This is a genomic window from Metabacillus sp. KJ11-3 (assembly GCF_055808295.1).
Genome location: NZ_CM147865.1, coordinates 2,727,841 through 2,754,569 on the forward strand (window position 1 = coordinate 2,727,841; position 26,729 = coordinate 2,754,569).

Genomic DNA, 26,729 nt, shown 5'->3' on the forward strand with positions numbered 1-26,729 from the left:
CCTTTATATTATAGAATATGTTTGTCTATTTGCTCTACAAGAAGATTTATTTCAGGTTTGCTAATCTGCGCACTAGCTCCAACCATTTGTCCTTTATGACGAAGGTCATTTGTGATCAACGACGAAAAGATCACAACCGGAAGGACACTTAAGGACTGGTTTTCTTTAATTTGCTTAGTTAGATGATGTCCATCCATTTGCGGCATTTCAACATCTGTTATGAGAAGTTGAACTTCATCTTCAATCGCTTTCCCAGATTCTACAATTGAAATTAGATAGAATAAAGCATCCTTCCCATTTTCAAAAAACTCAATATGCTGAAACCCTGCTTCATTTAACGTTTCCTGGAGTAACTTTCTAAGAAGTGGTGAATCTTCAGCCACAACTAGCTTCTTTTCAGACCGCTCTCTTTCACCTAATTTTTTTACATTTTCAATGTTTATCCCTGAATCAGGATTTATATCAACAACGATCTTTTCAAAATCCAATAGTAAAATCATTTGATCATTCATTTTCACTACTCCGGTTATTTGGCTCTCGAGCCCCTGGTACATTCCAGATGGTTTTTCAATATGTTCCCAAGAGATACGGTGGATTTGTGTAACAGAATGAACATGAAAAACCAATTTCGTTTGATTAAATTCAGTTACAATATATTTCTCTTCTAATGGTCTATCACTTTGAGGATATCCCAGAGCTTTCGCTACATCCACCACAGGAAGAATCTCTCCCCGGATTTCTATTATTCCTTCTACATTTGGGTGAGAATGTGGTATTTTAGTAACTTGTACTGGCTGAATAATTTCTTTAACTTTAATTACATTAATACCAAACTTACTCTTCCCAATACTAAATTCGACTATTTCAAGCTCATTTGTGCCGCTTTCAAGTAAAATACCCTTTTGTTGGTCCATATAAAACTTCCTTCCATGAAGATACATTTGTATACTTTATATCGGCATATTATTAAAAAATTATAGCCCTTTTTCATATAATATGAATGATAGGAAAGAAGTAAATTAGTTTCTATTTTCTCACAAGTACTTAAATAAAGCTTGGTCTAACATCCAAGCTTCTTCATCAATATAAGAAATTTAAAATTCTATCATCTGCTAAATTTGTATCAATCGGACCATTATTCATATCTCGACCATATTGCCACAGCCAGACATTGGCTCTGCAAGATGGAGTTACAGGATTATATCTTGGTGCTTTTCTTTCAGATGAAGTACCCGTTTCAGGTTCAGCACTCCAAAGTATTGTTTGTGTTGCAATGTCATGATTATCTTTTACTGCCTGGCAAAATGCCTGAGCAAAACTTCCTTTTTTAGAATCCTGATAAAATCCTGCTCTATAGCCTGATGGAATAAGAGTTTCCGTCCACCCACGTATCCATAAGGCATCGACATTATGTAAATTCTCTAGATTTGCAAACAATACTGTTTCTTTCGGAAAACCTAACCTCCTTGCATGATATACTGCATTCCTACCAGCAACTTGAGCATATTCGTAGCCTATTTCTTCACTAATGACATTATATATTGGCAAAATCTTAATTCCTTTATTTCTAAGAAAGTTAATTTCCGCTTTTGTTAAACCGCTTGACACATTGGGGATTTCTGTTAGATATCTCCCCCAATATTTTGGTAATCCTAAATTTTTTCTTACCCTTATGAAGAAATCCTGATTAACTGGGCCAGTAGAATTTACTCCCCAAATCTTACGTGCCAGAGACATCACGCCCTTTCTCTCTAAGCTCTACACATATATATGTATGACAAGGGTTGTTTAAAGCATGCTAACAAATAAAGTTTGATCTTTTTTTACATTAAGCTTTATGATTTTCTGCATTTGTTTCACCAGCTAAGGTCATAACAAATTATACAATCTCCTAACATGTACATGTTTCGAATATTTTAATGCCATCCTACATGTAAATGATTGAAATTTTCACACTTTATAAATTAAAAATAATGCAAAGTTGTAACACTCCTGATATAATCCATTTGTAAATTGTTTGATTACAAATTTACGGGTTGGGTTGAGGGTTACACACATAAGGAAGGGTAACTTTGGAAAAGTTTTTTCGATTGCATGAAAACAAGACCACTATAAAAAAGGAAATACTTGCAGGGACAGTATCCTTTTTTACGATCGTCTACATCGTTGTTGTAAATGCTTCAATATTATCAGATGCGGGAATACCTTTAGAGGCTGGGATTATTGCAACGGTTCTGACCTCAATAGCAGGTTGCCTAATTATGGGCTTCTTCGGAAATACTCCGATCATCCTTGTACCAGGCATGGGTGTCAACGCTCTCTTTACGTATACAATTGTCATGGGAATGGGACTAACATGGCAAGAAGGTTTAGCAGTTGTGTTTGTGTCCGGCATTCTTTTTACACTAATTGCATTTACAAAGCTGTCTGTCATTATTTCAGAATCTATTCCCCTCTCATTAAAAGAAGCAATTACAGTGGGTATTGGTTTCTTTTTAACATTTATTGGATTGCAAAAGGGTGGGATTGTTGTTCTTAATAGTGATACCTTTGTTGCTTTAGGAGACTTTAGCCAACCTGGAGTGATCGTGACACTTTTAACTTTACTCATTACGGTTGGCTTATTTATCAGACAAATCCCTGGTAATTTTCTAATCAGTATTTTTGCCGGTACCATTTTATCTGCATGTTTTGGTTTGCTGGAAGTTGATTTCTCGACAAAACCGCATGAGGCTTTTCTTGTCTACAAAGATGTCCTTTTTGCCATGTCATTTAGTCGTATAATGGATCTTGCATTTTGGACTGCTACTTTTTCTTTAACAATGGTTATTGTTTTTGAAAATATTGGGCTAGTATTTGGTCAGGTTCATATGATCAATCGCCCTGATCGCTACAAGCGTTCTTTTCAAGCTAATGCCTTATCTACTATCACATCAGGCATTTTCGGATCAAGTCCAACTGTAAGTACAGTTGAGACTGCAGCTGGGATTACTGCAGGTGGGAGAACGGGTTTAACTTCTATTACAACAGGTTTGCTCTTTTTAAGTTCTCTGTTATTTTTACCTATTATCAAAATTATCCCGGATAGTGCTATTGCACCAATTCTCATTTTAATTGGTAGCTTAATGATACAAAATATCCAACACATTGATTTACATGATTTTAGTGAAAGCTTTCCAGCTTTTCTTATCATCGCTTTAATTCCTTTTACTTACAGTATCGTAGATGGTATGGCATTTGGTTTTATTATGTATCCTATAGTAAAAGTCATTTTAAAAAGAAAAGATGAGGTAAAACCAGCTCTGTATATTATTGCTTTGCTATTTTTATTTAATTTTGTTTTTCATACCCTTCATTAAGGCAGACACTTGTCTGTCTTTTTTCATTGCCTCTTTTACTTCTACATCTTTCGTATAAAATTTATTCCTTTTCACAAAATAAAGATAATGTGAAAAAAGTATACTAGAGGTGAAGCATGAGAAGATATGTTGTATTGTTATTAACATTATTAATGATGACAGCGTGCAACAACGTAAACGAGGATGAGGCTACAAGTGAGAATCAAGAAGAGGGATTATTACAAACAGGAAATAATCGAGTCAAAACAAATGATGATCTTCTTTTAGAAGCAAGAGAAGAAGTAAATTATGATCATGATCGTGACCCTCTTCACCCTACACAAGCAGAGGAATTAGTAAAAGAGAAGCTTGGAGTTAGAAGAGATAAGAATACGATCGTACAATACGATCATGTTGAAGATGGGAATTATATAGTACATGTCTACTCTCTTGAAGGTAATCGTGAAAAAAGTGAAGCATGGTATATGGTGGATTTACAAACTAGAACAGTCGAGACACTTGTTCGTTAATGTTCTAGTGAATGGGGCAGCTCATGCAAAATGAGCTGCCCCTCACTATTTTCCAATCACTCTCTATGTGGACATTCACCTATTTTTGACACTGGCATATTGTAAACGTGAAGGTTTTATGAGAGGAGAATTACACATGTATCCATACAATCGTCAGTTTACAATGCCCGGTTTCCCGCCATTTGGACCTCCTGGCGGCGGCTTTGATCAACAACCACCATTTGGACCACCGGGTTTTCAAGGAGGGCCTGGTCAAGGGGGACCCCCACAAGGACCACCACCTGGTGAGATACCTCCAATGCAATCCCAAAGTCAAATAGGAACTTTTGCAGTTGATCCCGGTGGAATCCGTAGATGTTTATTCCGCTTTACGTACGTTCGTCTAAATAATGGTCGTGCCTTTTGGTATTATCCTACATTTGTAGGTCGAAATTCAGTTGCAGGCTATCGCTGGAGAAGACGTCAATATCGTTGGGTTTACTTTGGAATTGACCTTGATCAAATTCGCTCGTTTAGTTGTTAACAGCAAAAATCATGAAGGATTGTCCTATGTGCAACCTTCATGATTTTTTATTTTGACTCAGAAGTAAAAATTGTAAAAATAAAATCACCATTACCTGTACATAGTAATTTTGCAAGACCAAATATTTATTAGGAGGGCAATATCATGACAAAGCGCAATATTAAAACAAAATCCGGACTTCAAACGGCTAAACCTATCACAGATCTTGAAATTTCTAAAGATCTTACATCGGTTAATAAAAAAGCAGAAAAAACTCGTCCTCGAAATCAGTAAAATATGATAACAAAAAGGTTCTCACCTACATGATTCCGTAGTTTTGAGAACCTTAAACATTTTATAGTTCATAAGCATATTTTGTTAAAAATGCTTGTCTTCGTTTTGCTTGTGAAATTATCGTTTGTATTTCATTTTTATAAAATTTAACATGTGCACTTGAAAGGGCAAAAAGCATTTCATTTTCCAACTTATCAATTAGCGCTTGTTCTTCTTTGGTTAATAATGTTATTTCTTCACTCATCATTATCACCTCAATAGTTATAAAATCATGTTTCTATAATTATTCGGTCGTTAAACCACCTTTGTGTCGGTCTTTCTAAATATGGAGATTTATAATTATTGTTATTCTTTGTATTATCTTTAGATCTCCTTCTTACATCCAATTCACTTTACCCTTTTATTCTCATATCTAAACACGTTAAAAAGACATATATTCTATATAAGAAAAAAGGTGACATGTCCAATAAAAATGGTAAAATTACTCCTATATGTTTAATTTTTAGAAATATGCCAAGCTTTAACGCAATCATACAACCTTTTACATTATCTTTAGGAGGATTCATATATGGAACATTTAGTTAATTCTAAAGTAAAACAAATAGAACTCTCAGGCATTAGAAAGTTCTTTAATCTTGTAGCAGATTATGAAGATGTTATATCTCTCACGATTGGACAACCGGATTTTCCAACACCTGAGCATGTAAAAGCCGCAGGAATGAAGGCAATTGATGATAATTTCACAACTTATACTCATAATGCTGGGTTGATTGAATTAAGAGAAGCTGCTAGTCAATTTGTGAATAAAAAATATGGTTTAACCTACTCTCCAAATAACGAAATCATTACGACGGTTGGCGCTAGCCAAGCAATTGATTGTACGTTTCGTACAATACTTGAGACAGGGAGCGAGGTCATTTTACCTAGTCCCGTATATCCTGGGTACGAACCACTAATAAAACTCGCTGGTGGAACACCAGTCTACGTGGATACAACAAAAACTGATTTTAAGTTAACTGCCGAACTTTTAGCACCTTACATAACAGAAAAGACGAGATGTATTGTTCTTCCTTACCCGTCCAACCCAACCGGAGTGACACTTACTGATATAGAATTAAGTGAAATTGCAGATCTTGTCAGGGGAAAAGATATTTTTGTTTTATCAGATGAAATATATAGTGAATTAGTTTATGAAGGAACTCATCATTCTATTGCTAAACATATATGGGAACAAACCATTGTCATTAATGGCTTATCAAAGTCACATAGTATGACTGGATGGAGAGTCGGCTTTGTATTTGCTCCTGAAGCTATCACCAAACATCTTTTAAAGGTTCATCAATACAATGTTTCCTGCGCTACATCTATATCTCAAAAAGCGGCCGTAGAAGCTTTAACGATTGGAATGGACGATGCTAATGCTATGAAACATTCATACCAAGAACGTTTAGATTATGTGTACGATCGATTAATTCAAATGGGATTCGATGTAGTAAAACCAAATGGAGCATTTTACTTATTCCCTAATATTAGCCAATTCAAGCAATCATCATTTGATTTTGCCTTATCATTGGTGAAAAATGCTGGAGTTGCTTTAGTACCCGGTAGTGCTTTTTCGGAGTATGGAGAGGGATACGTGCGATTATCATATGCTTACTCAATGGAGCAATTAAAAAAAGCAATGGACAGAATGGAAAACTACGTAACGAATCTTTCATGATCTTTTCTGTTCGTTTCCAACCGTTAACTTTCTGAAACAGCGGCATTTGCCGTTGTTTCAGCTTAACGAAAAAAATTATCCACATGGCAATACAATTGTAAATATACTTCCTTTTCCTACTTCACTTTCTACATACATATTACCCCTATGGTTTTCAATTATTTTATATGTAATCATTAAACCTAAACCATTTCCCTTTTCCTTCGTTGTTAAGAAAGGTTCACCTATTCTCTCAAGAAATTCGGGAGGAATCCCTTCTCCTTCATCCTTTACAATAATCTTAACAGATTGGTTGATTTTCTCTGTTAGTACTTTTACTTTACCGCCTTTAGGCATTGCATCTATTGCATTTTTAAATAAATTAATAAATACTTGTTTTAATTGATTTTCATCACAATTGATTTGCAATTCCGGGAAAGAATGCTTTTGTAAGATTGAAACATTATTCATATTCCCTTGTGTTTCTAGTAGAATTGCAACGTCATTGAGTAATGTTACCAAATCTGTTTTCGTAAATTTTGTTTCCTGTGGTTTTGCTAACATAAGAAGCTCACTTAATATCATTTCGATTCTATTGAGCTCTGAAAAAATGATATGAAAATATTGACTATGATTAGAAATATCCGGTTGCATGATTTGCAAAAATCCTTTGATGGATGTTAATGGATTACGAATTTCATGTGCAATACCTGCCGCCAATTGCCCAGCAATTGATAATTTTTCGGATCTAATCATTAACTCTTCTGTTTTTTTTCGGTAAGAAATATCACGCAAAATCACTTGAACTGCTTTTTCCCCATAATAAGTTGTAGGAATGCATACCATCTCAGTATATATGGTTGTTTCTTTTGAAATTAACCATGATTGTTTTGTTAGTTGTACATCTGATGTTCCGTCTAAAATATGTTTCAAAGAATTCCTCATTGTTTGATGATCGCCAGGATGTAAATATTCATAAATATTACGTCCCAACATATCTGGATAATCTTCTGCCTTAAAAAGCTTCACACCTGATTCATTCATAAACACCCATTTATCTTTATGAATAACGGCTATTGTGTCGATGGAATTATCAATGAGCCTTTGATATCTTTCTCTACTTTTCTGGAGGATCTTTTGAAAGTTCCTTCTAGAAGAAATGTCATTCATAACTACCAGTTCAGCTAAGGACCCTTTAAATTTCGTTAGCGAGGCCATTATCTCCAGATTGATTTCACGACCATCTAACGTGTGCCAAGTTTCTTCAATAATACCGATTTTCTCTCCGTTGTATAATCGATATTCTCTATTTTTAATGACATCATGATATCCTTTATCCGTAAAATCGAATGTATGTTTCCCAATTAGTTGTTCCTTGGAAGCTGCCCCTAATAAATCCTGAAATGCTTGATTAACAAAACAAAGCTTTCCCTTCTTTGATATGAAAACAGGTGTAGGCAAATCTTCAAGTAGAATACGGTCTTGGCTCACAAATTCTTTATCATTCAACTTGGTTAAGCCATTCTGATTATGATCAGTCAAACCGGTAGCTGCTTTGGTTAATAATCTCATTTTGAGGATGATTTCCTGCTCAACATCTTGAACATTGCTGCGGATAAAGTCAAGGTCAGCTTCAAACCAGACATATTTACCTAATTTAGTAAAAAAACGGAATGAACAAGGATGAAGATGATGCTCATTAAAAAAGTAACTTTCAACTAAAAATAAATCCTCGATATGTAAAAATTCTTTCATGTACTTACCGACCAGTTCAGAACTTGAATAGCCCAGTAATTCTAATGAATTGGATGAAATATATTGAAAGCGGCCATTTGAAGAGACAACAGCATAAAGTTCTAAAGACTGACTCACTTCCTCTTGACGTACTAAGCCTCTTTCCATTCGTTCTCCCACCTTTTTCGTGACCTCTATACTAGTTCATTAGTTTTATATAACGAACAAACATCTCGATTATTTTAACCTTAATAATTCTATTTCTATAGTAAAAATTCCTTTTTTAAGACCGCATATTTCTTAAAAATAAGTTTACATTGTTCTGTAAGTTTGTCAATCTATCAAATTTCATTATTCTATTCTTTTTGTAGGGATCATAAGAAAAAACTTGGCATACCGCCAAGTTTTTAGCCTTTATATTCCCCATTATTTTTAGCCGCTTTTTCTTTTTTCGCCTTATCTTTATGAATTTTATTTGCCGCAGCGCTTCCAAACTCATGGCTAAACTCTGAATCGAGTACACTGGAATCAAAGCCTTTTTTATTTTTTTGTTGCGGATCATTTTTTTCGTTCGTTTTGCCATTTTTCTTCACTCCTTTCACACGATTAATCTTATTTTGCGATAGGAAGAATGAAATATGTGATAAATAAATTTTTCCATAAATAGCAAAAGAAGAGGAGATTATTCCTCTTCTTTTGCCGATTTTTCAGGATCAATTTCGGTTGTGGTAACATATTTCTTTTGGAGATCTATATAAGCTTTAATAATTTTGTTGGCTATATTTTTATTTACAGGGGTTTTATCATTGTTTGCCCAAGGCACAACAACACTGAATGCTATTTCTGGTTTATCTGCTGGATAATAACCCACATAGTTTAAATTGTTTGTTTTCTTACCCCAATATTCACGTCTGGGTCCATAGTAATTTGTTTGAGATGTTCCTGTTTTACCTGCTGAATCATAATCAATGTACCTTGAAGCAGTACCACGAGCTGTTTGAACAACCATTTTAAACCCTTGTTGAACACGCTCAATTTCATCTTGAGTATTGTTTACTCGATTCAATACAGTTGGAGACTTATCTACAGCAATTGGCCCTAGTGTTGATTCATCAACAGGTGTATGGATACTTGTTACGATTCTCGGTTGAACACGTGAACCACCGTTTGCAATAACAGATACATATTGAGCCAATTGAAGTGGTGTATACGTATCGAACTGTCCGATGGAGATGTCCAGAAGCTTACCAGCTGCATCAGGTGTACTTAACAAACCAGCTGATTCCTGAGGCAAATCAATACCAGTTGGAACTCCTAAACCAAATTGGGCGAAATAATTACGAAGCTTTTGGAAGTCCTCCGTTGACACATTTAAGGGGCCATGTGGAACATATTTTATATCAGCAATTCTTAGAGCAACATTAAACATATACACATTTGATGACCGTTGTAATGCAGTTAGATCAGTAACATAATTGAGAGTACTATAAGAACTTTTTGGTGGAGTTCCTTTGAAATACATTGTTTTATCAACAAATCCTTGCCCAATAGGCATCCCATCCTGATAACCAGCTAGCACAGTTGCACCCTTAACAGTTGATCCAGCTTCATATTGAGTAGCAAAGGCTCCATAAGCAAAGTCAAGCATTTCTCCACTTCGGTCATCTGGATCAAGCATCTTTCCAGCCATCGCTAATACATCACCTTGATACGGATCCATCATCACGACAAACGCCCGATCCATAAGAAAGTGACTTCTACTCGCTTTGCGTAGTTCTTCTTCAATGATTTTTTCTACTTCCATCTGCAATTCCATATCAAATGACAGCTTTAAATCATATCCGCGTTGTCCTTCTTCTACAACTTGTTCGGATACAATATTCCCATTATTATCAGAAATATATTCAATTTTTGCTTTTTTAGGATTTAAATAATCTTCATATTGATATTCAAGATAACTTTTTCCTACACGTTCATTTCTTGCATATCCTCTTGCCTTATAATAATCCTGACGTGATTGAAGAATACCCTGTTCAGCCGAAGTTACTCCACCGAAAATCGTTTGTAGGGAAGCATAAGGGTATTCACGTCCCCAATCCGTAATAACATCAACCCCAGGAAGCTGTTCTAAATGTTCAGCAACAAGTGCAACCTCATCATCTGTTAAATTTAGCGATTTTACAACTTGTGGTTCATATTGGTAGCCTGACGAAAAGCGTGTGTAAATATAAGCTAACTCCATATCTTCCAGGCTGTTCTCAATTTTACTAATTTCAGCTTTAGGAACACGTTCTACTTGTAGCTTATATGTTTCAGATGGTTCTAATTCCAATTCACTTTCAGTTAATAATTCCTTTGCTTTTGTTGGATTCGAAGCTAACCAAAAATCACGTATATCACGCTCTTTAAGCTCTTCTTTTAAGTATTCGGGTTCATAGCTAATATACTCTGCAAGCTTAATGGCCGTATTGATTTTGTCTTCTGCTTTTGTCGTCTTATCAACAGTATAGGTAATCGCAGGCACCCTTTTGTTATCAACAACCACACGATTGTACCTGTCATACATCTTTCCCCGTGGAGCAGGCAGACTTGCGTAATCTGATTCTGTCTTTGAAACTTCCTTTGAAAATTCTTCCCCTTGAACAATTTGAACGACTCCTAATCGAACAATTAAAGCAACAAATAACAGGAACACAACAAAAAAGAACACATTGGTCCTTATGTACCTTGATTTTCTCAGCTTTCGCTGTTCTGATTTACTTGTGTTTTGTTCTGTCAAAGAACTCCCTCCTATCTAAATTTTTTCTATATAAAAAAATGATTTATAAAATTAGGCTACCCTTTATTTTACCACTAAAAAGCACAAAGAGATAGATTGCTTTATGACATTCATGTGAAGTAGAAAAAGTGAAATGAATATAAAAGGTTGTCCATTTTTATTGGACAACCTTTTATATTTAGACGATTTTATTTTATGAAAAGTTTCAAAAAAGGATACTAATTTTGTTTTTTCTTCAAATTTCTTCCCATAATTTCACTAAAGCTTGTGTGCCTTTATCTTCAAAACCAGCTTCAGCCAGTTTCTCGTACAATTGATGTGCAAGTTCCAATCCAGGAGTATAAAGGTTCATTGTAGTTGATTCATCAAGCGCAATGCCCATATCTTTTATAAAGTGTTTGATAAAGAAACCCGGTTCAAAATCATCTGCCAACATACGTGGTGCGAGATTGCTTAATGACCAACTTCCAGCTGCACCGGTCGTAATACTTTTCAGTACATTTTCAGGTTCCAGCCCTGATTTTTTCGCGTAAGAAATAGCCTCACAAACACCGATCATACCTGAAGCAATAGCAATTTGATTACACATTTTTGTATGTTGACCAGATCCAGCTTCTCCTTGATAGACAATGTTTTTTCCCATCTTTTCAAATAGAGGAAAACAGGTGTCAAAAGCTTCTTTATCACCGCCAACCATAATCGCTAACCGTGCTTCTCTAGCTCCTATATCTCCTCCAGATACAGGGGCGTCAAGAGCATATATATCTTTTAACTTAGCCTGTTCATATATTTTTTTAGCCAACGAAGGTTGTGAGGTTGTCATATCAATAACATATGTACCAGGTTTTGCTGAGGAAACAATCCCGTTTTCCCCTAAGTATACTTCTTCAACATCTTTTGGGTAGCCAATCATGGTAATGATGACTTCACATTCATTAGCCAATTCATTAATAGAATCAATCCAAACTGCCCCTAAATTTATAAGATCTTCTGCCTTTTTCTTTGTTCTTGTATAGACACTTAAGGGATAACCTGCCTGTAAGATATGTTTAGCCATGCTTTGTCCCATAACACCTAATCCAATAAATCCAACCTTTTGTTTCATCAGTAACTCCTCCTTATTTTTTATAAATATTTTCACTTATTTTATGAGGTTTCATTTTCAGTTAATTAAATTGACTTCACCATACCTCCATCAATTAAGAAGGTTTGACCAGTCATAAAACTATTATGATCAGATAAAAGAAATGCAACATAATTTGCGAATTCCTCGGGTAAACCATATCTTCCTAAAGGAATCGTTTTTCTCATTTTATCTTCTATTTCCTCTTTTGAAACCCCATTATTTTTTGCTGCTGTTTCATCCAGAAACGCTACCCTGTCTGTTGCAATTCGGCCGGGTGCCACCGTATTTATTAGTATTTGATATGGAGCAAGTTCTGAAGCCAATGTTTTAGATAAACCGACTATCCCAATTCGAAATGTATTTGATAAAATAAGACCGGGAATAGGCTCTTTCACTGATGAAGAGGCGATATTGACAATTTTGCCACCATTTTGTTTCATGTGAGGTAAAACCGCTCTAATCATCCGAATATAACTAAGCAGATTTAATTCAAACGAATGCTGCCAATCTTCATCTGTCATTTGCTCAAATGTACCTGCAGGCGGTCCTCCTGCATTATTAACTAAAAGATCAATAGATCCCAGATCGGTTACTGTTTTTGCAACAAGTGCTTCGATTTCCAGCTTATTTTTTATATCACATGTTTGATAAATGATGCGAGCATGACTTTTCTTACTTTCAAGCTCTGCTTTTATCTTCTCCAGTTTTGCCTGGTCACGGCTGGATATCATGACATTAGCACCTTGCTCAAACAATTTTTCAGCTATTGCTTTACCTAAACCTTGGCTCGAAGCGATGACTAAGGCATTTTTACCTTTTAGATTTAGATGCATTTATTTCACCTCTTATGTATGATAAATTTATTTTACCATTACATGTAATGTGTGATAAAGTGAGCTTTCAGTTGAAGCTGTACTACTCGTTAAGTATAAAACAAAAAACTCCCATCTTTTGATGAGAGTATAGCCTTTAGGTAAAATATTCAACTTTTGCTGTAGGAAAATAATGATCAACATAATCCTCAAGTGTTTCTCGAAGTTCCTGCTCCTGATCTTTTGGGTAGATATATTTTCCGATACCATACCTGCCCCACTTATATCTTCTTTCCTCTTCATTTAACTCCAGCTTTGTTTTAGGATAATTTTTTTGTATCACTCTTTTTGCCGGTTTAGTGAAACGATGCTGAATCATCTCAAACGTGATATCACTTCGAACCTCTTTTGGCAAGGATGCATCGAGTTTTTCAAATAACACTTTGTATCCTTCTTGCCATCCTTCATGAACATATATAGGAGCAATTATAAACCCTAAGGGATATCCGGCTTTTGCTACTTTCACGGCAGCTTCAATACGCATTTCCAGCGGCGATGTTCCAGGTTCAAAATTTTTAATAACATAATCAGCATTTATACTAAAACGAAATCTGGTTTTGCCATTATGTTTCGCATCTAACAGATGGTCTACATGATGAAACTTCGTCACAAATCTAAGTCTTCCCATATCGGTTTGTCCAAAAAATTCGATGGCAGATTTTAGTGAATGTGTAAGGTGGTCAATTCCTACTATATCTGATGTACACGAAGCTTCAAAACGTGTGACTTCAGGTGTTCGCTGCTCCATATAAGTTTGTGCTTGTTCAAGGATTTCATCAACATTTACATATGTGCGAATATACGGTTTGCTTCCCATTGTTGTCTGTAAGTAACAATAATGACAATGCCCCATACAGCCAGTGGCTAATGGAATGGCATATTCCGCCGAAGGTTTTGAGCTATCAAATTCCAAAGTCTTTCTTACCCCAACAACAAGGGTTGATTTTGCATTTCGATATTGTTGTAAGTGATTCTTACCAGGTATATTACGAACCTGATTATGTGAAGTCGTTTCCCGAATTTCCAATCCCATCTTCTCAAATTTTTCTTTCAATTCAACACCACGGGGATATTCCAAAGCTCTTGGTTCTATATAAACTAATTGTGGAACAAACGGTTTAATCATGAATGTACCTTCCTTTGTTAAAAGTCACTAGAAAGAACTATACATCATTAAAATATGCATTTCGTTACACCCTTAGTCTCAATAATAATTTCCTATTTAATCATGCGTTTTATAATCAAACAATTGGTTATACAATTCTTCAGCGTCTTCAAAGCTGGAAAAAACAGCATCATCCTCTGCAAGCGGATGGTAGGCATCATGAAGAAACAGAGCAAGCTCTTGGTTGTTATTAGGATGTTCTACGATCTCTGCTTTTTCAATATTCGCTACATTGACAGCATGGGGATTTCTGTAAATGACATATACCTCTTCCCCTACTCTAAAATTATTCATTAAGACACCTTCCTTCATTTGATAAAGGTAGTTTTCCCTATTGATTAGTAAATACGCAAAAAGGACAGGCATTTTCAGCCCGTCCTTCTTAAGACATTAATCTATTTGAAATGTTTCTTTTACAAATGCAATAACTTCTTCTGTAGTATCCATGGATAATACAGTTTCTTTAATGCTTTGAGCTTGTTCTTTTGATAATCCTTTAATTTGTGTACGTGCCGGAAGTATTGATGTTGCACTCATTGAGAATTCATCAAGGCCTAGTCCAAGCAGCAATGGAATTGCGATTGGATCGCCTGCCATCTCACCACACATTCCAGCCCATTTCCCTTCTTTATGAGCTGCTTCAATAACCATTGAAACAAGACGTAAAATTGCAGGACTGTATGGTTGGTATAAGTATGAGACACGCTCGTTCATACGATCAGCTGCCATTGTGTACTGAATTAAATCATTTGTTCCGATACTGAAGAAGTCTACTTCTTTTGCAAATTGGCTTGCCATAACGGCAGTTGATGGAATTTCAACCATGATACCAATTTCAATTGAATCAGATACTTGAACTCCACTTGCAACCAGCTTTTCTTTTTCTTCTAAAAGAATTGCTTTTGCTTCTCTAAATTCAGAAAGAGTCGCAATCATAGGGAACATGATTTTTAGGTTTCCGTAGCTGCTAGCACGTAGTAACGCACGTAATTGTGTACGGAAAATCTCTTGTTCCTCTAAGCATAAACGAATTGCTCTAAAACCTAAGAATGGGTTCATTTCTTTTGGAAGATGTAAGTATGGTAATTCTTTGTCTCCACCGATGTCTAACGTACGAACAACAACCGGCTTATCTCCCATTCTTTCAAGAACTGTTTTGTATGCATCGTATTGCTCCTCTTCAGTTGGAAGCTGATCTCTTCCCATGTATAAGAATTCAGTACGATAAAGTCCTACTCCTTCTCCACCGTTTTCTAATACACCTTTTACATCATCAGGAGTTCCGATGTTTGCTGCAAGCTCAACGTGTTGACCATCTTTTGAGATTGTCGGTTCGTTAACAAGCTTTGCCCATTCAGCTTTTTGAGCTTCGAATTTTGCTTTTTTCTCTTCGTATTGTGCAATGACATCTGAAGATGGATTGATAATGACATCACCATCAAGCCCATCTACAATAACCATTACGCCATTCTCAATAGAAGAAGTTGCCTGCTTCGTACCAACAACCGCAGGAATTTCCATTGATCTTGCCATAATTGCTGAATGTGATGTTCGACCGCCAATATCAGTTGTAAATCCTTTTACAAATTGACGGTTTAACTGAGCTGTATCAGAAGGAGTTAAATCTTCAGCAATGATCACAACTTCTTCTGAAATTAAGCTAGGATTAGGAATTTGAACACCTAACAAATGAGCGATAACACGTTTCGTTACATCGCGGATATCTGCTGCGCGCTCCTTCATATAATCATTGTCCATTGATTCAAACATTGAAACGAACATGTCTGCTGTTTCTTTCATTGCAGATTCTGCATTAACACCATCTGTTTCAATTTTATCCTTTACAGGACTTAATAACTCGGGATCACTTAAAACTAGTAAGTGAGCAGCAAAAATTTCTGCTTTATCTGCACCTAACTCACGGTTAGCATGCTCTTTAATTTTTTCAAGCTCAGATTTTGATGTAGCAATTGCCGCTTCGAATCTGCTTTTCTCTGCTTCTTTATCTGTTACAGTTTTTTGTTCTATCTTTAATTCTGGTTCTTCTAAGCGGTATGCCTTTGCAATTGCAATACCTGCAGAAGCTCCAATCCCTTTAAGGTTATTACTCATTATTCGCCTAGCCCTTCATTTTTAAATGTTTCTGCTAATCCTGCAACAGCATCTTCAGCATCTGAACCAGCAGCAATAATTTTAATTTGAGATCCTTTAGGAATACCTAAAGACATAACACCCATAATTGATTTTAGGTTAACACTTTTACCATTATATTCTAAGTTAACATCTGAATCATATTTGCTAGCAGCCTGTACTAAAACTGTTGCCGGACGTGCGTGAATTCCTGAATCTGCTGTTACTGTGAATGTTTTTTCTGCCATTTTCATCAATCTCCTTTAAAATTCAACATTTTTTTCAAGTTTTTATTTTATCAGCCACACTAGTCAAATGACAAGTGTGGCATCTTTTTTATATTCAAATTAATCTTCAATCGAAATAACATCTGCATCTTTTGCCGTTACATTACCTTGGGCTTGAAGCTTAATTGATTGACCATCTTTTAGGTTTGTAAATACAATTGGTGTCATTACAGATGGTGCATTTTCCTTTACAAAATCAAGATTTACTTCAAGTATTTTTTGACCTTGCTCAACAATGTCACCTTCCTGAACAAACGCTTCAAAACCTTCACCTTTTAAGTTTACTGTATCAATTCCAAAGTGGATTAATATTTCTTTCCCACCATCAGATTGGATCCCAATCGCGTGTTTCGTTGGGAATACATTTAGAATTTTACCATTTACAGGTGAAACAACCGTTCCATTTGTAGGTAAGATAGCAAAACCATCTCCCATCATTTTCCCGGAGAATACTTGGTCAGGAACTTCTGTAATTTCTTTTATTTCTCCAGTAAGTGGCGCAACAAATGTTTCATTAACGACTTCATTTTTAATTCCGTCAGCAACTACATCTTCCACTTGCTCCTGAACTTCCTGTTCTTGTGAATGTGTTCCAGTTGCTTTTGGACGTTTTCCGGACATGACGTCTTGGATCTGAGTTTTTAAGTTATCCGATTTAGGACCAAAGATAGCTTGAATATTGTTACCAACTTCAAGTACACCTGAAGCACCTAATTTTTTCAAACGATCCTTATCAACGTTTTTACTGTCATTAACTGTTACACGTAAACGAGTAATACAAGCATCTAAATGCTTGATATTTCCTGATCCGCCTAATGACTCTAAAACTTGTGAAGGTAAATCACCTGTAGAAGGTTTTGCTTGACCTTGATCAGAAGTCTCGACATCTGCCGCTTCACGACCAGGTGTGGCAAGATTCCATTTACGTATAGCAAAACGGAACCCAAAATAATAAATGACTGCTAGTACCAAACCTACTGGAATTACATACCACCAGTTTGTTTGAGGGTTTAATACCCCGAATAGTAAAAAGTCGATTAATCCTCCAGAGAACGTCATCCCAATTTTCACATCAAGGATGTGCATGATCATAAATGATAACCCAGCAAATAAAGCATGGATACCAAATAACACTGGTGCAACGAATAAGAAAGAGAATTCAAGTGGTTCTGTAATACCTGTTAAGAAAGAAGTTAATGCAGCAGAACCCATCAAACCTGCAACAACTTTTTTGTTTTCTGGTTTTGCTTCATGGTATATTGCAAGAGCAGCAGCTGGTAACCCAAACATCATGAATGGGAACTTACCTGTCATGAATGTACCTGCTGTTAAGTCTTGAACTCCGTCACGAATTTGCGCAAAGAAAATTGTTTGGTCACCACGAACAGTCTCACCAGCAGCATTAACATAACTGCCAAATTCAAACCAAAATGGTGAATAGAAAATATGGTGTAAACCAAATGGAATTAATGAACGCTCAATGATCCCGAAGATAAGGGCAGCCAATGTTCTATTTGCGTCTAAAAGATTTGTTGAGAAAGCATTTAACCCTGTTTGAATTGGAGGCCATACAAAGTACATTGCAATCCCTAATAATACTGTAGATGCAGCCGTTACGATTGGAACAAATCGTTTCCCTGCAAAGAACCCTAAATATGAAGGCAATTCAATTGTAAAGAAACGATTGTACATTGCTGCTGCAATGATACCAACAATGATACCTCCAAAAACTCCTGTTTGTAGTGTTGGAATGCCTAGGACATTACCATAAGCAGCTCCATTATTAGCTAAAAACTCGGTAAGTTCCTGTCCACCTTCTGGAATAGTCCCTACCCCTTTAAGAATACTGCTCATGGTGATGTTCATAATTAAGTAACCAATTAAAGCTGCGATACCTGCAACTCCATCTCCGTTAGCTAGGCCGATAGCTACCCCAACGGCAAATAATACTGGGAGATTTGAGAATACAATATTACCCGCGTTTTCCATTACACTCGCAATTAACACAACCCAATCAGCTGTTAAGAATGGAGCTAAATCAGTTAGTGTTGGATTTTGCAGCGCATTACCTAATGCAAGTAATAATCCAGCAGCAGGTAGTAATGCAACTGGTAACATTAGAGCACGTCCAACTTTTTGCAAGACGCCAAATGCATTTTTAAACATAAAACAACCTCCTATTTCATTACATATTTGCTTAATAAAAGTCTTGAAGCCAAAAACACTCTTAATATTAACCGTTTACAATCTCCCTACAATGAGGTATCAAATACAAAAAAGGCATGGTGAACATAGCTTTCATCTGCTATTAGGTATAGTTCCCCAAAATAGCAAATAAAAACACTTTGTTCACTCATGCCTGATCGAATCAGTAACACGTGAATAATATCGGTTACAATTATTTATTTGTTAATCGGTATAAGTGCATTGTTAAATAAACTGCTTCAGCTTCATAAACAGGTTTTTGTAACACCTGTTGCATCACTTTTATCATTTTCCAAGAAGTATTGTAGCATAAGGGATATTCCTTTTTCAACAGAAAAGATAATTTTTCTGGTTCTGATACAGTTTCACCAGCGTTAACTCTTTCTATCGTGTAACGAAGATGGCGAATTAATCGTAGATAATTCACACTGTCCCGGTCCACTTTCACCTTAAGTGAATCCTCAATAACCTCAGTTAAAAGGCTTATTAATTGTGAATATTGATTAACTTCAGATAATGGTTTATTAGAAATTGCGCTATGAATATGGAGAGCAATAAACCCTATTTCCCCTTCCGGCAAATCAACAGATAACGACTTATTTAAAAACTGTATAACATCTGTTGCCAGCTCATATTCAAAAGGATAAAGAGATTTCGTTTCTAACAAAAAGGGATTTTTCAAATCCATCCCTTGTTGCAAACGCTTTAAAGCAAAAGTTATGTGATCGGTAAGTGCGATATGGATGTGTTCATTAAGCGGCTTTTCCACACGCTCAAAAATATACCGAATAGCATCTTGAACAACTTCGAGCATGTCTTCATCAATGTCTGATAATAACATTTTATATTGCTCTTGTTCTTTTTGGTTTGTAAGCACAAACATTTTTTCATAGCTCTGCTCTTGAATAATGTCACCGTTCTTTTTACCAAAACTTATACCTTTACCTATCAATACCACTTCTCCGTAAGAGTCATGTGAAGCGATCAACACATTGTTATTTAATGTTTTTTTATTTTAAAGGACTCCTTCACGAAATCCACAACTCCTTTACATTCAATCTTACATATCGTACAAAAGTTAAGCATGGACGTCAATGAATTTGTCGATTTTTGTAGTAAAGAATTATTATAGTGATTATAATACAATGGAATTATTTTTTTATATCACTTTACACCTGTAAATTACTAGTTATTATGAGTAGGGTTCCGCTGTACCGTACATTTATTTAGGAATAAAATCAAAAGCTGGGGGAAGCTATAGAAGAGGTGACTACATGCGAAAATCAATGATCATGATTCAGCTATTTTTTTTATAGGATTAATGACATTAAACAACGCTCGAGCTGCAGAACAACCAGACGTAAAAGTGCTAGATATAGAATCTAATTCTGTTATACTTGAGAAAGAAAGCTCATTATTATTTGATCGTGAAGTTAAAAAAGCAATAGAAGGTATTAAAAATATTACAATTCAAGCAAGCCCCTTCCTAAAAAAGGGTATCTCATTAGAGTTCCTTTAACCAATTCAGTAAAGGTAAAAAATAAATGGTTTGATGACTTTATTTCAGAGGCATTAATTATTTATAATGTAGAGGATAAAACCCAACATAGACTTATTTTATATAATGATGAAAATACACCAGTCTTTTTTGACATCTATTTTGAATTCACAACCCTATCTAAAGAATTAAATTTAGCAATGAACGGTAAATAAGATACAATGATACTGCTACATCTCCCAGTTTGTGTTATAATTAAATCCGGATTGACCGTGGATGTTGCCGCATCCACAGTCTGCAGTTTCTTATTGGACCAAATCTTGTGACATAAGTAGACCTTTTTCATAGGGTCTATTTTTTTTGTGAGAAGGCTAAAATAGCGATAATTAATGAGGCGAATGTAAACATTGAAATTAAACTTTCATAAATCGTCAACAAGCATCACCTCCTTCCAGAAGGGGCTTGTTCGATCCTAATGAAACTGCAACCTAATTGTACCATACGACGCCTAAAATTAGAACACACGTTCTTACTTTGGTAATATTAGCCTACATCATACCCTTTTGATCACCACTTTTGGCTTTTTTACTTCATCTATTATATTTGAAGCAATTTTTACTTTTGCTAAAATTCCTTTTAGCATCTCATCGTCGTCTGCATTTTTATTTAGATATATTTCTGAAAAGTCTTGAATAGCACTAGCTAATAATTCAACAGCCCTTTCCTGTTCACTTTCTTTTATTCCTTTATTATCTTTAACATAATGTCTGATCATTTCATTGGTTATTTCCTTAATTCTCCTAGCTTTTTCGATAGTTGTCATTCTCTCTCCCCCATCCATCATTAATATATTTTTTCACGGATTACTAATATCCATCATACGCTATACAATGTTCAATTATGGCAGAAAATAATAAGAATGTATGTTTGTATGTATGGATAAAAGAATGTATGTTCGTATATAATATAAAGGAATACATTGGAGGTGGATGAAATGAATTGTTTTTTCACACAGAGCCTGGAGCAAAACCATCCGATCACGATTATTTATATTGCTAAGGATCGTTCAATTACTCAAAGAAAAATCATCGTAAAGAAAGTCACACCAAACAGATTAATTGCATACTGTTTACTTCGCAGGCAAATAAGGACCTTTTCAATTGATCATATTTTATCAGCAGGAATCCAAACTTCTTCAAACGCTGTATAACCTTATACTAATTACTTCGACATGTAGCCCTCTTTCCTCATTTTATATTTCCCAATAGCTTGTCTATAGGTTTTACCCTGTGTTATTGGGGTAATACATAATTGAGCGCGTTACCAGTGACATTACCTATAACAAACACAGCTAGACGCATAAACACGTGGCGCGGCCTAGGAGCCGCAACGATATAAGAGAGGCAGGGCTTATATCATAAAGGCGTCAATAAATTTCCCTTTAAAAAATTCCTCCATTTACATAGGAATTAAAACAAAAAAGAGGCTGGTCAGTACGCTAAAAATCATACGTACTGGTCAGCCTCTACCAACGATTAACAACTTTTTTATATGGACAGCTCTTTAGAAAGTGTGTACACACCTTCCTGGATTGGATCCCTTTTCTTTAAAATTTCAATAATATCATGATCTACAATTTCCTGTTTTTGCATTCCAATTGCCCTACCTGATTTCCCTTCCAGTAAAAGCTCTATCGCTTTTGCTCCTAATCTAGATGCTAATACACGATCAAAGCAGGTTGGAGTTCCTCCTCGTTGAATATGCCCTAAAACCGAAATTCTTGTTTCCAATTGATAATTACTCAATAATTTTGCTGCAAGCTCACTCGCGGAACAAACACCTTCAGCCAACACAATGATGGAATGTTTTTTTCCTCTTTCAATTCCTTTTTTCAGCTTTGCAACTATATCTTGAATTTCATACGTTTTTTCAGGAATAATAATGGACTCCGCTCCTACAGCTAAACCAGAAAACAAGGCAATATCCCCGGCGTGCCGCCCCATTACTTCAATTATAAACGTACGATCATGAGATGTAGCAGTATCTCTTATTTTATCAATACTATTAATCACAGTATTTAACGCCGTATCATATCCAATAGTATAATCTGTTCCCGGAATATCGTTATCAATTGTTCCAGGCAAACCTACACAAGGGAACCCTTTCTCTGATAATTTCGCAGCCCCTCGATATGAGCCGTCACCACCGATCACAACAAGTCCCTCAATTCTTAGCTGTTTTAACTGTTCAATTGCTTTATATTGGGATTCATCCTTTTTAAATTCCTCAGATCTAGCAGAGTATAAAATCGTTCCACCTCTGTGGATAATATCACCTACTGATCCAAGTTCCAGCTTTTTCATTTTTCCTTCCATTAGTCCAGCGTATCCTTGATAAACCCCATATACCTCTAAACCCTCATAAATACCTTTTCTTACTACAGCTCTGATTGCCGCATTCATCCCTGGTGAATCTCCCCCACTTGTTAGAACAGCTATTTTCTTCATGTAAATCCCTCCATTCAAAAAACCATTTATATATATCCAGAAAGTAACAAATAAGCCTTAGTTATAAATCTAGTTTTATTTCATTTTCAATAAATATATTCACCAATAGGGAATGTATAAATCATTTTTCCACCAAATAATTCCTTCATTATAGATTTTCCTATTTTTCTTTTTCTAATCAATAGTCTTCTAAAACGATTTACAACCATAATGGTAACTTGTTTAACTCATTGATATAAAGTAAGGAAATAAATATTTAGTACCTAAAAAAGGTGATAAGAACGTTTTTAACGCTCTTATCACCTTTTATCTTTTCACTGGGCGATAGCCTGCTTCTACCGCTTCTTTCTCTGTACAAAATAATTCTTCAGGCTTTGTCACATTGTAGGAAGGAGATTGCACTGTATGATAAATTTTTTCTCCTTTTGAATTTATGTTTCCTTTAATCGTACAACCAGAATTAACTGTATCGTCATTTTCAATTTGTGTTTCATCTTGAAAGCCATTTTCTGACGCATAGTTTTCAAGACTCCAAATCCCTACTTGTTCATTTTGGGCTTGTTTTTGAATTTCCTTAAATTCATCAATATATTTTGTATTTGGTTCAAACACATACGCCACCCTAGCTAACCCTTTTTCCAATAATAGTTTATTGATCATCTGATTATCTTGATAAACGTATGCGAGCAAACGTCCATACTTGTCTCTTTCTCCTATACCGAGTTCAACTTGTATTTCTTCACCATTTAATTTTTCTTTCATATAATTGCTTGCTTCAGGTCCGAATGGCTGGACCTGCTTTGATGGATGAACTGTTTCAGGGGTGTCTACTAGCAAGAGTCTAATTGTTTCCTTCTTTCCACTAATCATGACGTGAAGTGTATCTCCATCTACCACTTTTGTTACTTCTGCATCCAATAAGGTTGTATTTGTTTGTTCACTTCCACAACCGGTTATAAGAGTAAAAGTTAAAACAAGAAGGAAAAAACTGTATAAACTTTTTGTTTTTTTCATTATCAATAACTATTACCTATTTATAACGGTAAACTCTTTCGGAAATTTTGTTAATGTTTCGTACCCTTGTTCTGTAATCACTACATCATCTTCAATCCTCACGCCACCAATTTTAGGTAAATAAATTCCCGGTTCAATTGTATACACCATTCCAACTTTTAAACATTCATCATTTGTAAAACTCATTGAAGGGTACTCATGAACATTGATTCCTAGCCCATGACCTAGACGGTGTGGAAAATGCTCACCAAATCCTGCATCTTCTATTATATTTCTTGCAAGAGTATCTAAATCACCAATTCTAGTACCCTCTTTACTTGCTTCTAATGCAGCCGTTTGCGCTTTAAGTACAGTGTCATAAATGTTTTTTTGTTCTTGAGTAGCTTTTTTATAAACAACGGTTCTCGTTATATCTGAACAATATCCATCCAACACAACCCCAAGATCGAACAGAACAAAATCCCCATCTTTTAACACTCTTTGCCCTGGATTTCCATGAGGATCGCCAGATTTTTCTCCGAATAAAACCATGGTAGAAAAAGACATCTCACGGATACCTTTTTTCTTTAATTCATACTCAATTGTTGCTAAAACTTCCATTTCGGTGACACCTGTTTGTAAGGCATCTATTCCAACTTGAACTCCAAAGTCTGCAAGCCTCGCCGCTTCCCTCATGATTTTTATTTCATCTTTATCTTTTATTAAGCGAAGTTGATTTAATTTTCCTTCTGCTGACACAATTTTAGGATGACCAGTCTTTTCAAGTAATTCTTCCGCACGACTGTATGATGTCACGTCTTTTTCGATGGCAACTTTTTGAATAGAAACTTGACGCTGTTTTAAGGCACTTGCGATTAAATCCCAAGGATTTTCGTGGTCACTATATCCTATCACTTCAAATGACCATCCTGCAGCCCTCGCTTGGTTCGCTTCCATCTTTGGACAAACAAAAAATGGATCCTGCTCTTTAAATAGAAAAACCCCCATTAAACGCTCATGTGGGTCTGTATAAAACTGTGTAAAATAGAATACATTTTCCTTTGATTGAATGAAACACAAATCGATATCTTGCTCTTGTAGCCACTCCATTACTTTCTCTAAACGCTGATTCATATTGTCACTACCCTTCAAAAAACTTCTTTTTTTATCATAACAATGAGTAGTAGAAAGTACAATCGAACAACTTAAAAACGATTCAATCTTCTCAAACAGTATTTCAACAAAAGGAAGATTAAAGCTATCTGTATACATTTTTTACCCGTCAAAGAAAGAATAAATCCTTATATTGTTATGAATGTAGAAATGGTGGTTAGAATGAAAAGCAATAGAAACATATTTAAACTCAAAATGATGATTAATTTTGCACATAAATTTAACGAAATGAGGAGGTTATAGGACTTGGATAAGAAAGTTGTCATTATTGGTGGAGGTCTTGGCGGTATGTCTGCAGGCATTCGTCTTGCTGCAGATAATTATGATGTTACTATTTTGGAAAAAGGAGGACGTCTTGGCGGTAAATTAAATAAACGTGGAGGTATGGGGTATACCTTTGATATTGGTCCCACCATTTTAACGATGCCATGGGTGCTTGAACAACTTTTTCATCATGTTAACAGAAATCTTTCTGACTACATTCGTATAAAAAGAATTGAACCTCAATGGAAGACCTTTTTTGAAGATGGAACTGTTATAGATTTAACATGCGATATTCCAGAATTAATTAAACAACTGGAATCCGTTTCAAAAGATGATGCCAATGAAGTTTTTAGCTATTTAAACTATTGCAGCAAAATGTATGAATATAGTTTAAAAAGTTTCTATAAAAAGAGTTTAACCGGTTTAACAGACTTACGATCCATGCATAGTGTAAAGGAGCTCCTATCTATGGATCCACTGAAAACGATAAGCCAAGGGACGAAAAGATTCTTCAAAAACAAAAAGCTTCAACAATTATTTAACACTCTCACCATGTATATCGGTTCTTCTCCATATCATGCACCAGCCTTCTTATCTCAATTAGCTCATATACAATTAGGTCTAGGTATTTATTATGTAGAAGGCGGCATGTTTCAAATTGCCGACGCTATGTCCAGAGTGTTGCATGAATTAGAAGCAGATGTACACCTAAACACTCAAGTAAAAAGAATTTTAACCTCTGGAACCAAAGCTATTGGAGTTGAATTGGAAAATGGAATTGTCATTGATGCTGACCTTGTTATTTCTAATATAGACGTTATCCCTACATACAAGACTTTATTGAAAGATGCTTTGAACAGTAGACAACTTAAGCAAGAGGAAGAGAAATTCCCTCCAACAGTGTCAGGTTTCGCTTTATTGCTCGGCATAAAAAAGCCATATCATAATCTTACACACCATAACTTTTTCTTTTCCGATAATCCCGATAAAGAATTCGATCAAATCTTCAATAAGGGTGTTCCAGCAGATGATCCTACAATATATGTTGGTATTTCCTCAAAAACTGATCAATCCCAAGCACCTCAGGGAAAGGAAAACTTCTTTGTGTTAACACATGTACCACCATTAAGCGAAGGAGACAGCTGGGAAAACAAAAAAGAAAAGTATCGCAAACTTATTTTTGATAAGCTTGAACGAATGGGTCTAAAGGAACTAAATAATAACATCGAGTTTGAGTATACCCTAACACCAGATGATTTTAAAAATCTATATGGATCAAATGGAGGGTCTATGTACGGAGTTGTCTCAGATCGCAAAAAAAATGGCGGTTTTAAATTTCCAAACGAAAGTGCTCTACTAGAAAATCTATACTTTGTTGGAGGTTCTACCCACCCTGGAGGAGGAGTTCCCTATGTTACTCTCTCGGGTCAATTAACTGCCGATCTTATCCTTTCTAAAGATGTTAAATCCAATCTAAAAAAAGAAATAAGCTAAACCCTTCCGCTATCATTGACATTTTTAAGTATCGGAGTTACAGGAATGATATCATCAAAATTAAATTGTAATCTGTTTTTAACATTTCGTTGATACTACAAAAGTTCTTTTTCTTGTATAATAATCCTATAAAGCAATC

Annotated in this window: 26 protein-coding genes; 8 read left to right on the forward strand and 18 right to left on the reverse strand. The window is 35.5% G+C overall.

Annotation, left to right across the window (positions count from 1 at the left end):
* Positions 1 to 8: 8 nt before the first annotated feature.
* Both AC0L8O_RS13870 and AC0L8O_RS13875 read right to left on the reverse strand, forming a co-directional pair.
* Positions 9 to 914 (reverse strand): chemotaxis protein, encoded by a 906-nt coding sequence (locus AC0L8O_RS13870; protein ID WP_473443079.1) that lies wholly within the window; start codon positions 912 to 914, stop codon positions 9 to 11.
* A gap of 166 nt (positions 915 to 1,080) precedes the next feature.
* The gene (locus tag AC0L8O_RS13875; RefSeq protein ID WP_473448888.1) at positions 1,081 to 1,731 is read right to left on the reverse strand and encodes a glycoside hydrolase domain-containing protein; all 651 of its coding nucleotides are present in this window, start codon (positions 1,729 to 1,731) and stop codon (positions 1,081 to 1,083) included.
* A 341-nt stretch (positions 1,732 to 2,072) separates the two neighbouring features.
* On the opposite strand from AC0L8O_RS13875, the gene AC0L8O_RS13880 reads away from it, so the two are divergent.
* From AC0L8O_RS13880 to AC0L8O_RS13895, 4 genes are all read left to right on the forward strand, one after another.
* Entirely contained in the window at positions 2,073 to 3,359 is a 1,287-nt protein-coding gene (locus AC0L8O_RS13880; protein WP_473443081.1) for an NCS2 family permease, read from the forward strand.
* A gap of 116 nt (positions 3,360 to 3,475) precedes the next feature.
* Positions 3,476 to 3,868: a hypothetical protein gene (locus AC0L8O_RS13885; protein ID WP_473443083.1), complete on the forward strand. Its 393-nt coding sequence runs from the start codon at positions 3,476 to 3,478 to the stop codon at positions 3,866 to 3,868.
* A gap of 136 nt (positions 3,869 to 4,004) precedes the next feature.
* Positions 4,005 to 4,391, forward strand: coding sequence for a transporter (locus AC0L8O_RS13890; protein ID WP_473443085.1), 387 nt, complete (start codon positions 4,005 to 4,007; stop codon positions 4,389 to 4,391).
* A 144-nt stretch (positions 4,392 to 4,535) separates the two neighbouring features.
* The gene (locus AC0L8O_RS13895) at positions 4,536 to 4,664 is read left to right on the forward strand and encodes a hypothetical protein (protein ID WP_285844079.1); all 129 of its coding nucleotides are present in this window, start codon (positions 4,536 to 4,538) and stop codon (positions 4,662 to 4,664) included.
* Between the two features lie 61 nt (positions 4,665 to 4,725).
* On the opposite strand, the gene AC0L8O_RS13900 is transcribed toward AC0L8O_RS13895, so the two are convergent.
* Positions 4,726 to 4,911: a hypothetical protein gene (locus tag AC0L8O_RS13900; RefSeq protein WP_473443087.1), complete on the reverse strand. Its 186-nt coding sequence runs from the start codon at positions 4,909 to 4,911 to the stop codon at positions 4,726 to 4,728.
* Positions 4,912 to 5,232: 321 nt separating this feature from the next.
* Here AC0L8O_RS13900 and AC0L8O_RS13905 point away from each other — a divergent pair, with 321 nt between their 5' ends.
* Entirely contained in the window at positions 5,233 to 6,384 is a 1,152-nt protein-coding gene (locus tag AC0L8O_RS13905; RefSeq protein ID WP_473443089.1) for an aminotransferase A, read from the forward strand.
* 75 nt (positions 6,385 to 6,459) lie between these two features.
* Here AC0L8O_RS13905 and AC0L8O_RS13910 read toward each other — a convergent pair whose 3' ends face one another.
* From AC0L8O_RS13910 to glcT, 11 genes are all read right to left on the reverse strand, one after another.
* Positions 6,460 to 8,265, reverse strand: coding sequence for a PAS domain S-box protein (locus tag AC0L8O_RS13910; protein ID WP_473443091.1), 1,806 nt, complete (start codon positions 8,263 to 8,265; stop codon positions 6,460 to 6,462).
* Between the two features lie 239 nt (positions 8,266 to 8,504).
* Positions 8,505 to 8,699: a hypothetical protein gene (locus tag AC0L8O_RS13915; protein ID WP_473443093.1), complete on the reverse strand. Its 195-nt coding sequence runs from the start codon at positions 8,697 to 8,699 to the stop codon at positions 8,505 to 8,507.
* Positions 8,700 to 8,779: 80 nt separating this feature from the next.
* Positions 8,780 to 10,876 (reverse strand): peptidoglycan D,D-transpeptidase FtsI family protein, encoded by a 2,097-nt coding sequence (locus AC0L8O_RS13920; protein WP_473443095.1) that lies wholly within the window; start codon positions 10,874 to 10,876, stop codon positions 8,780 to 8,782.
* Between the two features lie 235 nt (positions 10,877 to 11,111).
* Positions 11,112 to 11,981, reverse strand: coding sequence for an NAD(P)-dependent oxidoreductase (locus AC0L8O_RS13925; RefSeq protein ID WP_473443097.1), 870 nt, complete (start codon positions 11,979 to 11,981; stop codon positions 11,112 to 11,114).
* A gap of 65 nt (positions 11,982 to 12,046) precedes the next feature.
* Entirely contained in the window at positions 12,047 to 12,835 is a 789-nt protein-coding gene (locus AC0L8O_RS13930) for an SDR family oxidoreductase (protein ID WP_473443099.1), read from the reverse strand.
* Between the two features lie 136 nt (positions 12,836 to 12,971).
* The gene (gene splB / locus AC0L8O_RS13935; protein ID WP_473443101.1) at positions 12,972 to 14,000 is read right to left on the reverse strand and encodes a spore photoproduct lyase; all 1,029 of its coding nucleotides are present in this window, start codon (positions 13,998 to 14,000) and stop codon (positions 12,972 to 12,974) included.
* Positions 14,001 to 14,096: 96 nt separating this feature from the next.
* On the reverse strand, positions 14,097 to 14,333 hold the full coding sequence (locus AC0L8O_RS13940; RefSeq protein ID WP_473443102.1) for a transcriptional regulator SplA domain-containing protein: 237 nt from the start codon (positions 14,331 to 14,333) through the stop codon (positions 14,097 to 14,099).
* A 96-nt stretch (positions 14,334 to 14,429) separates the two neighbouring features.
* A complete protein-coding gene (gene ptsP, locus AC0L8O_RS13945; RefSeq protein ID WP_473443104.1) occupies positions 14,430 to 16,151 on the reverse strand; it encodes a phosphoenolpyruvate--protein phosphotransferase in 1,722 nt (573 codons plus the stop codon).
* Positions 16,151 to 16,417 carry a phosphocarrier protein HPr gene (locus AC0L8O_RS13950; protein ID WP_026559909.1) on the reverse strand — a complete coding sequence of 89 codons (267 nt, stop codon included), beginning with the start codon at positions 16,415 to 16,417 and terminating at the stop codon, positions 16,151 to 16,153. Before AC0L8O_RS13950 ends, ptsP begins: the two co-directional genes overlap by 1 nt.
* A gap of 99 nt (positions 16,418 to 16,516) precedes the next feature.
* Positions 16,517 to 18,622 (reverse strand): glucose-specific PTS transporter subunit IIBC, encoded by a 2,106-nt coding sequence (gene ptsG / locus AC0L8O_RS13955; protein ID WP_026559910.1) that lies wholly within the window; start codon positions 18,620 to 18,622, stop codon positions 16,517 to 16,519.
* A 232-nt stretch (positions 18,623 to 18,854) separates the two neighbouring features.
* Positions 18,855 to 19,652: a glucose PTS transporter transcription antiterminator GlcT gene (gene glcT, locus AC0L8O_RS13960; protein WP_473443106.1), complete on the reverse strand. Its 798-nt coding sequence runs from the start codon at positions 19,650 to 19,652 to the stop codon at positions 18,855 to 18,857.
* A gap of 330 nt (positions 19,653 to 19,982) precedes the next feature.
* Between glcT and AC0L8O_RS13965 the strand changes: the two genes are divergently transcribed.
* Positions 19,983 to 20,180 (forward strand): hypothetical protein, encoded by a 198-nt coding sequence (locus tag AC0L8O_RS13965; protein WP_473443108.1) that lies wholly within the window; start codon positions 19,983 to 19,985, stop codon positions 20,178 to 20,180.
* A 532-nt stretch (positions 20,181 to 20,712) separates the two neighbouring features.
* Here the strand turns inward: AC0L8O_RS13965 and AC0L8O_RS13970 are convergent.
* The gene (locus AC0L8O_RS13970; RefSeq protein WP_473443110.1) at positions 20,713 to 20,982 is read right to left on the reverse strand and encodes a hypothetical protein; all 270 of its coding nucleotides are present in this window, start codon (positions 20,980 to 20,982) and stop codon (positions 20,713 to 20,715) included.
* Between the two features lie 171 nt (positions 20,983 to 21,153).
* Here AC0L8O_RS13970 and AC0L8O_RS13975 point away from each other — a divergent pair, with 171 nt between their 5' ends.
* Positions 21,154 to 21,369: a WYL domain-containing protein gene (locus AC0L8O_RS13975; protein ID WP_473443111.1), complete on the forward strand. Its 216-nt coding sequence runs from the start codon at positions 21,154 to 21,156 to the stop codon at positions 21,367 to 21,369.
* A gap of 337 nt (positions 21,370 to 21,706) precedes the next feature.
* Here the strand turns inward: AC0L8O_RS13975 and pfkA are convergent, their stop codons facing one another.
* The 3 genes from pfkA to AC0L8O_RS13990 form a co-directional block, all read right to left on the reverse strand.
* Positions 21,707 to 22,666 carry a 6-phosphofructokinase gene (pfkA, locus tag AC0L8O_RS13980; RefSeq protein ID WP_473443113.1) on the reverse strand — a complete coding sequence of 320 codons (960 nt, stop codon included), beginning with the start codon at positions 22,664 to 22,666 and terminating at the stop codon, positions 21,707 to 21,709.
* A 306-nt stretch (positions 22,667 to 22,972) separates the two neighbouring features.
* Complete coding sequence (locus AC0L8O_RS13985; RefSeq protein ID WP_473443115.1) at positions 22,973 to 23,680, reverse strand: thermonuclease family protein; 708 nt, start codon at positions 23,678 to 23,680, stop codon at positions 22,973 to 22,975.
* A 12-nt stretch (positions 23,681 to 23,692) separates the two neighbouring features.
* Entirely contained in the window at positions 23,693 to 24,793 is a 1,101-nt protein-coding gene (locus AC0L8O_RS13990) for a M24 family metallopeptidase (RefSeq protein WP_473443117.1), read from the reverse strand.
* A 285-nt stretch (positions 24,794 to 25,078) separates the two neighbouring features.
* On the opposite strand from AC0L8O_RS13990, the gene AC0L8O_RS13995 reads away from it, so the two are divergent.
* A complete protein-coding gene (locus tag AC0L8O_RS13995) occupies positions 25,079 to 26,590 on the forward strand; it encodes a phytoene desaturase family protein (protein ID WP_473443119.1) in 1,512 nt (503 codons plus the stop codon).
* The last annotated feature ends 139 nt before the right edge of the window (positions 26,591 to 26,729 follow it).

Bases quoted from the DNA above. Each gene is read 5' to 3' on its own strand.
- AC0L8O_RS13975 (WP_473443111.1), top strand. From the start codon at position 21,154: ATGAATTGTTTTTTCACACAGAGCCTGGAGCAAAACCATCCGATCACG.
- AC0L8O_RS13870 (WP_473443079.1), bottom strand. From the start codon at position 914: ATGGACCAACAAAAGGGTATTTTACTTGAAAGCGGCACAAATGAGCTT.
- AC0L8O_RS13890 (WP_473443085.1), top strand. From the start codon at position 4,005: ATGTATCCATACAATCGTCAGTTTACAATGCCCGGTTTCCCGCCATTT.
- AC0L8O_RS13910 (WP_473443091.1), bottom strand. From the start codon at position 8,265: ATGGAAAGAGGCTTAGTACGTCAAGAGGAAGTGAGTCAGTCTTTAGAA.
- splB (WP_473443101.1), bottom strand. From the start codon at position 14,000: ATGATTAAACCGTTTGTTCCACAATTAGTTTATATAGAACCAAGAGCT.
- AC0L8O_RS13990 (WP_473443117.1), bottom strand. From the start codon at position 24,793: ATGAATCAGCGTTTAGAGAAAGTAATGGAGTGGCTACAAGAGCAAGAT.
- AC0L8O_RS13905 (WP_473443089.1), top strand. From the start codon at position 5,233: ATGGAACATTTAGTTAATTCTAAAGTAAAACAAATAGAACTCTCAGGC.
- AC0L8O_RS13965 (WP_473443108.1), top strand. From the start codon at position 19,983: ATGACATTAAACAACGCTCGAGCTGCAGAACAACCAGACGTAAAAGTG.
- AC0L8O_RS13950 (WP_026559909.1), bottom strand. From the start codon at position 16,417: ATGGCAGAAAAAACATTCACAGTAACAGCAGATTCAGGAATTCACGCA.
- AC0L8O_RS13925 (WP_473443097.1), bottom strand. From the start codon at position 11,981: ATGAAACAAAAGGTTGGATTTATTGGATTAGGTGTTATGGGACAAAGC.
- ptsG (WP_026559910.1), bottom strand. From the start codon at position 18,622: ATGTTTAAAAATGCATTTGGCGTCTTGCAAAAAGTTGGACGTGCTCTA.
- AC0L8O_RS13970 (WP_473443110.1), bottom strand. From the start codon at position 20,982: ATGACAACTATCGAAAAAGCTAGGAGAATTAAGGAAATAACCAATGAA.
- pfkA (WP_473443113.1), bottom strand. From the start codon at position 22,666: ATGAAGAAAATAGCTGTTCTAACAAGTGGGGGAGATTCACCAGGGATG.
- AC0L8O_RS13900 (WP_473443087.1), bottom strand. From the start codon at position 4,911: ATGATGAGTGAAGAAATAACATTATTAACCAAAGAAGAACAAGCGCTA.
- AC0L8O_RS13930 (WP_473443099.1), bottom strand. From the start codon at position 12,835: ATGCATCTAAATCTAAAAGGTAAAAATGCCTTAGTCATCGCTTCGAGC.
- ptsP (WP_473443104.1), bottom strand. From the start codon at position 16,151: ATGAGTAATAACCTTAAAGGGATTGGAGCTTCTGCAGGTATTGCAATT.
- AC0L8O_RS13940 (WP_473443102.1), bottom strand. From the start codon at position 14,333: ATGAATAATTTTAGAGTAGGGGAAGAGGTATATGTCATTTACAGAAAT.
- AC0L8O_RS13895 (WP_285844079.1), top strand. From the start codon at position 4,536: ATGACAAAGCGCAATATTAAAACAAAATCCGGACTTCAAACGGCTAAA.
- AC0L8O_RS13985 (WP_473443115.1), bottom strand. From the start codon at position 23,680: ATGAAAAAAACAAAAAGTTTATACAGTTTTTTCCTTCTTGTTTTAACT.
- AC0L8O_RS13885 (WP_473443083.1), top strand. From the start codon at position 3,476: ATGAGAAGATATGTTGTATTGTTATTAACATTATTAATGATGACAGCG.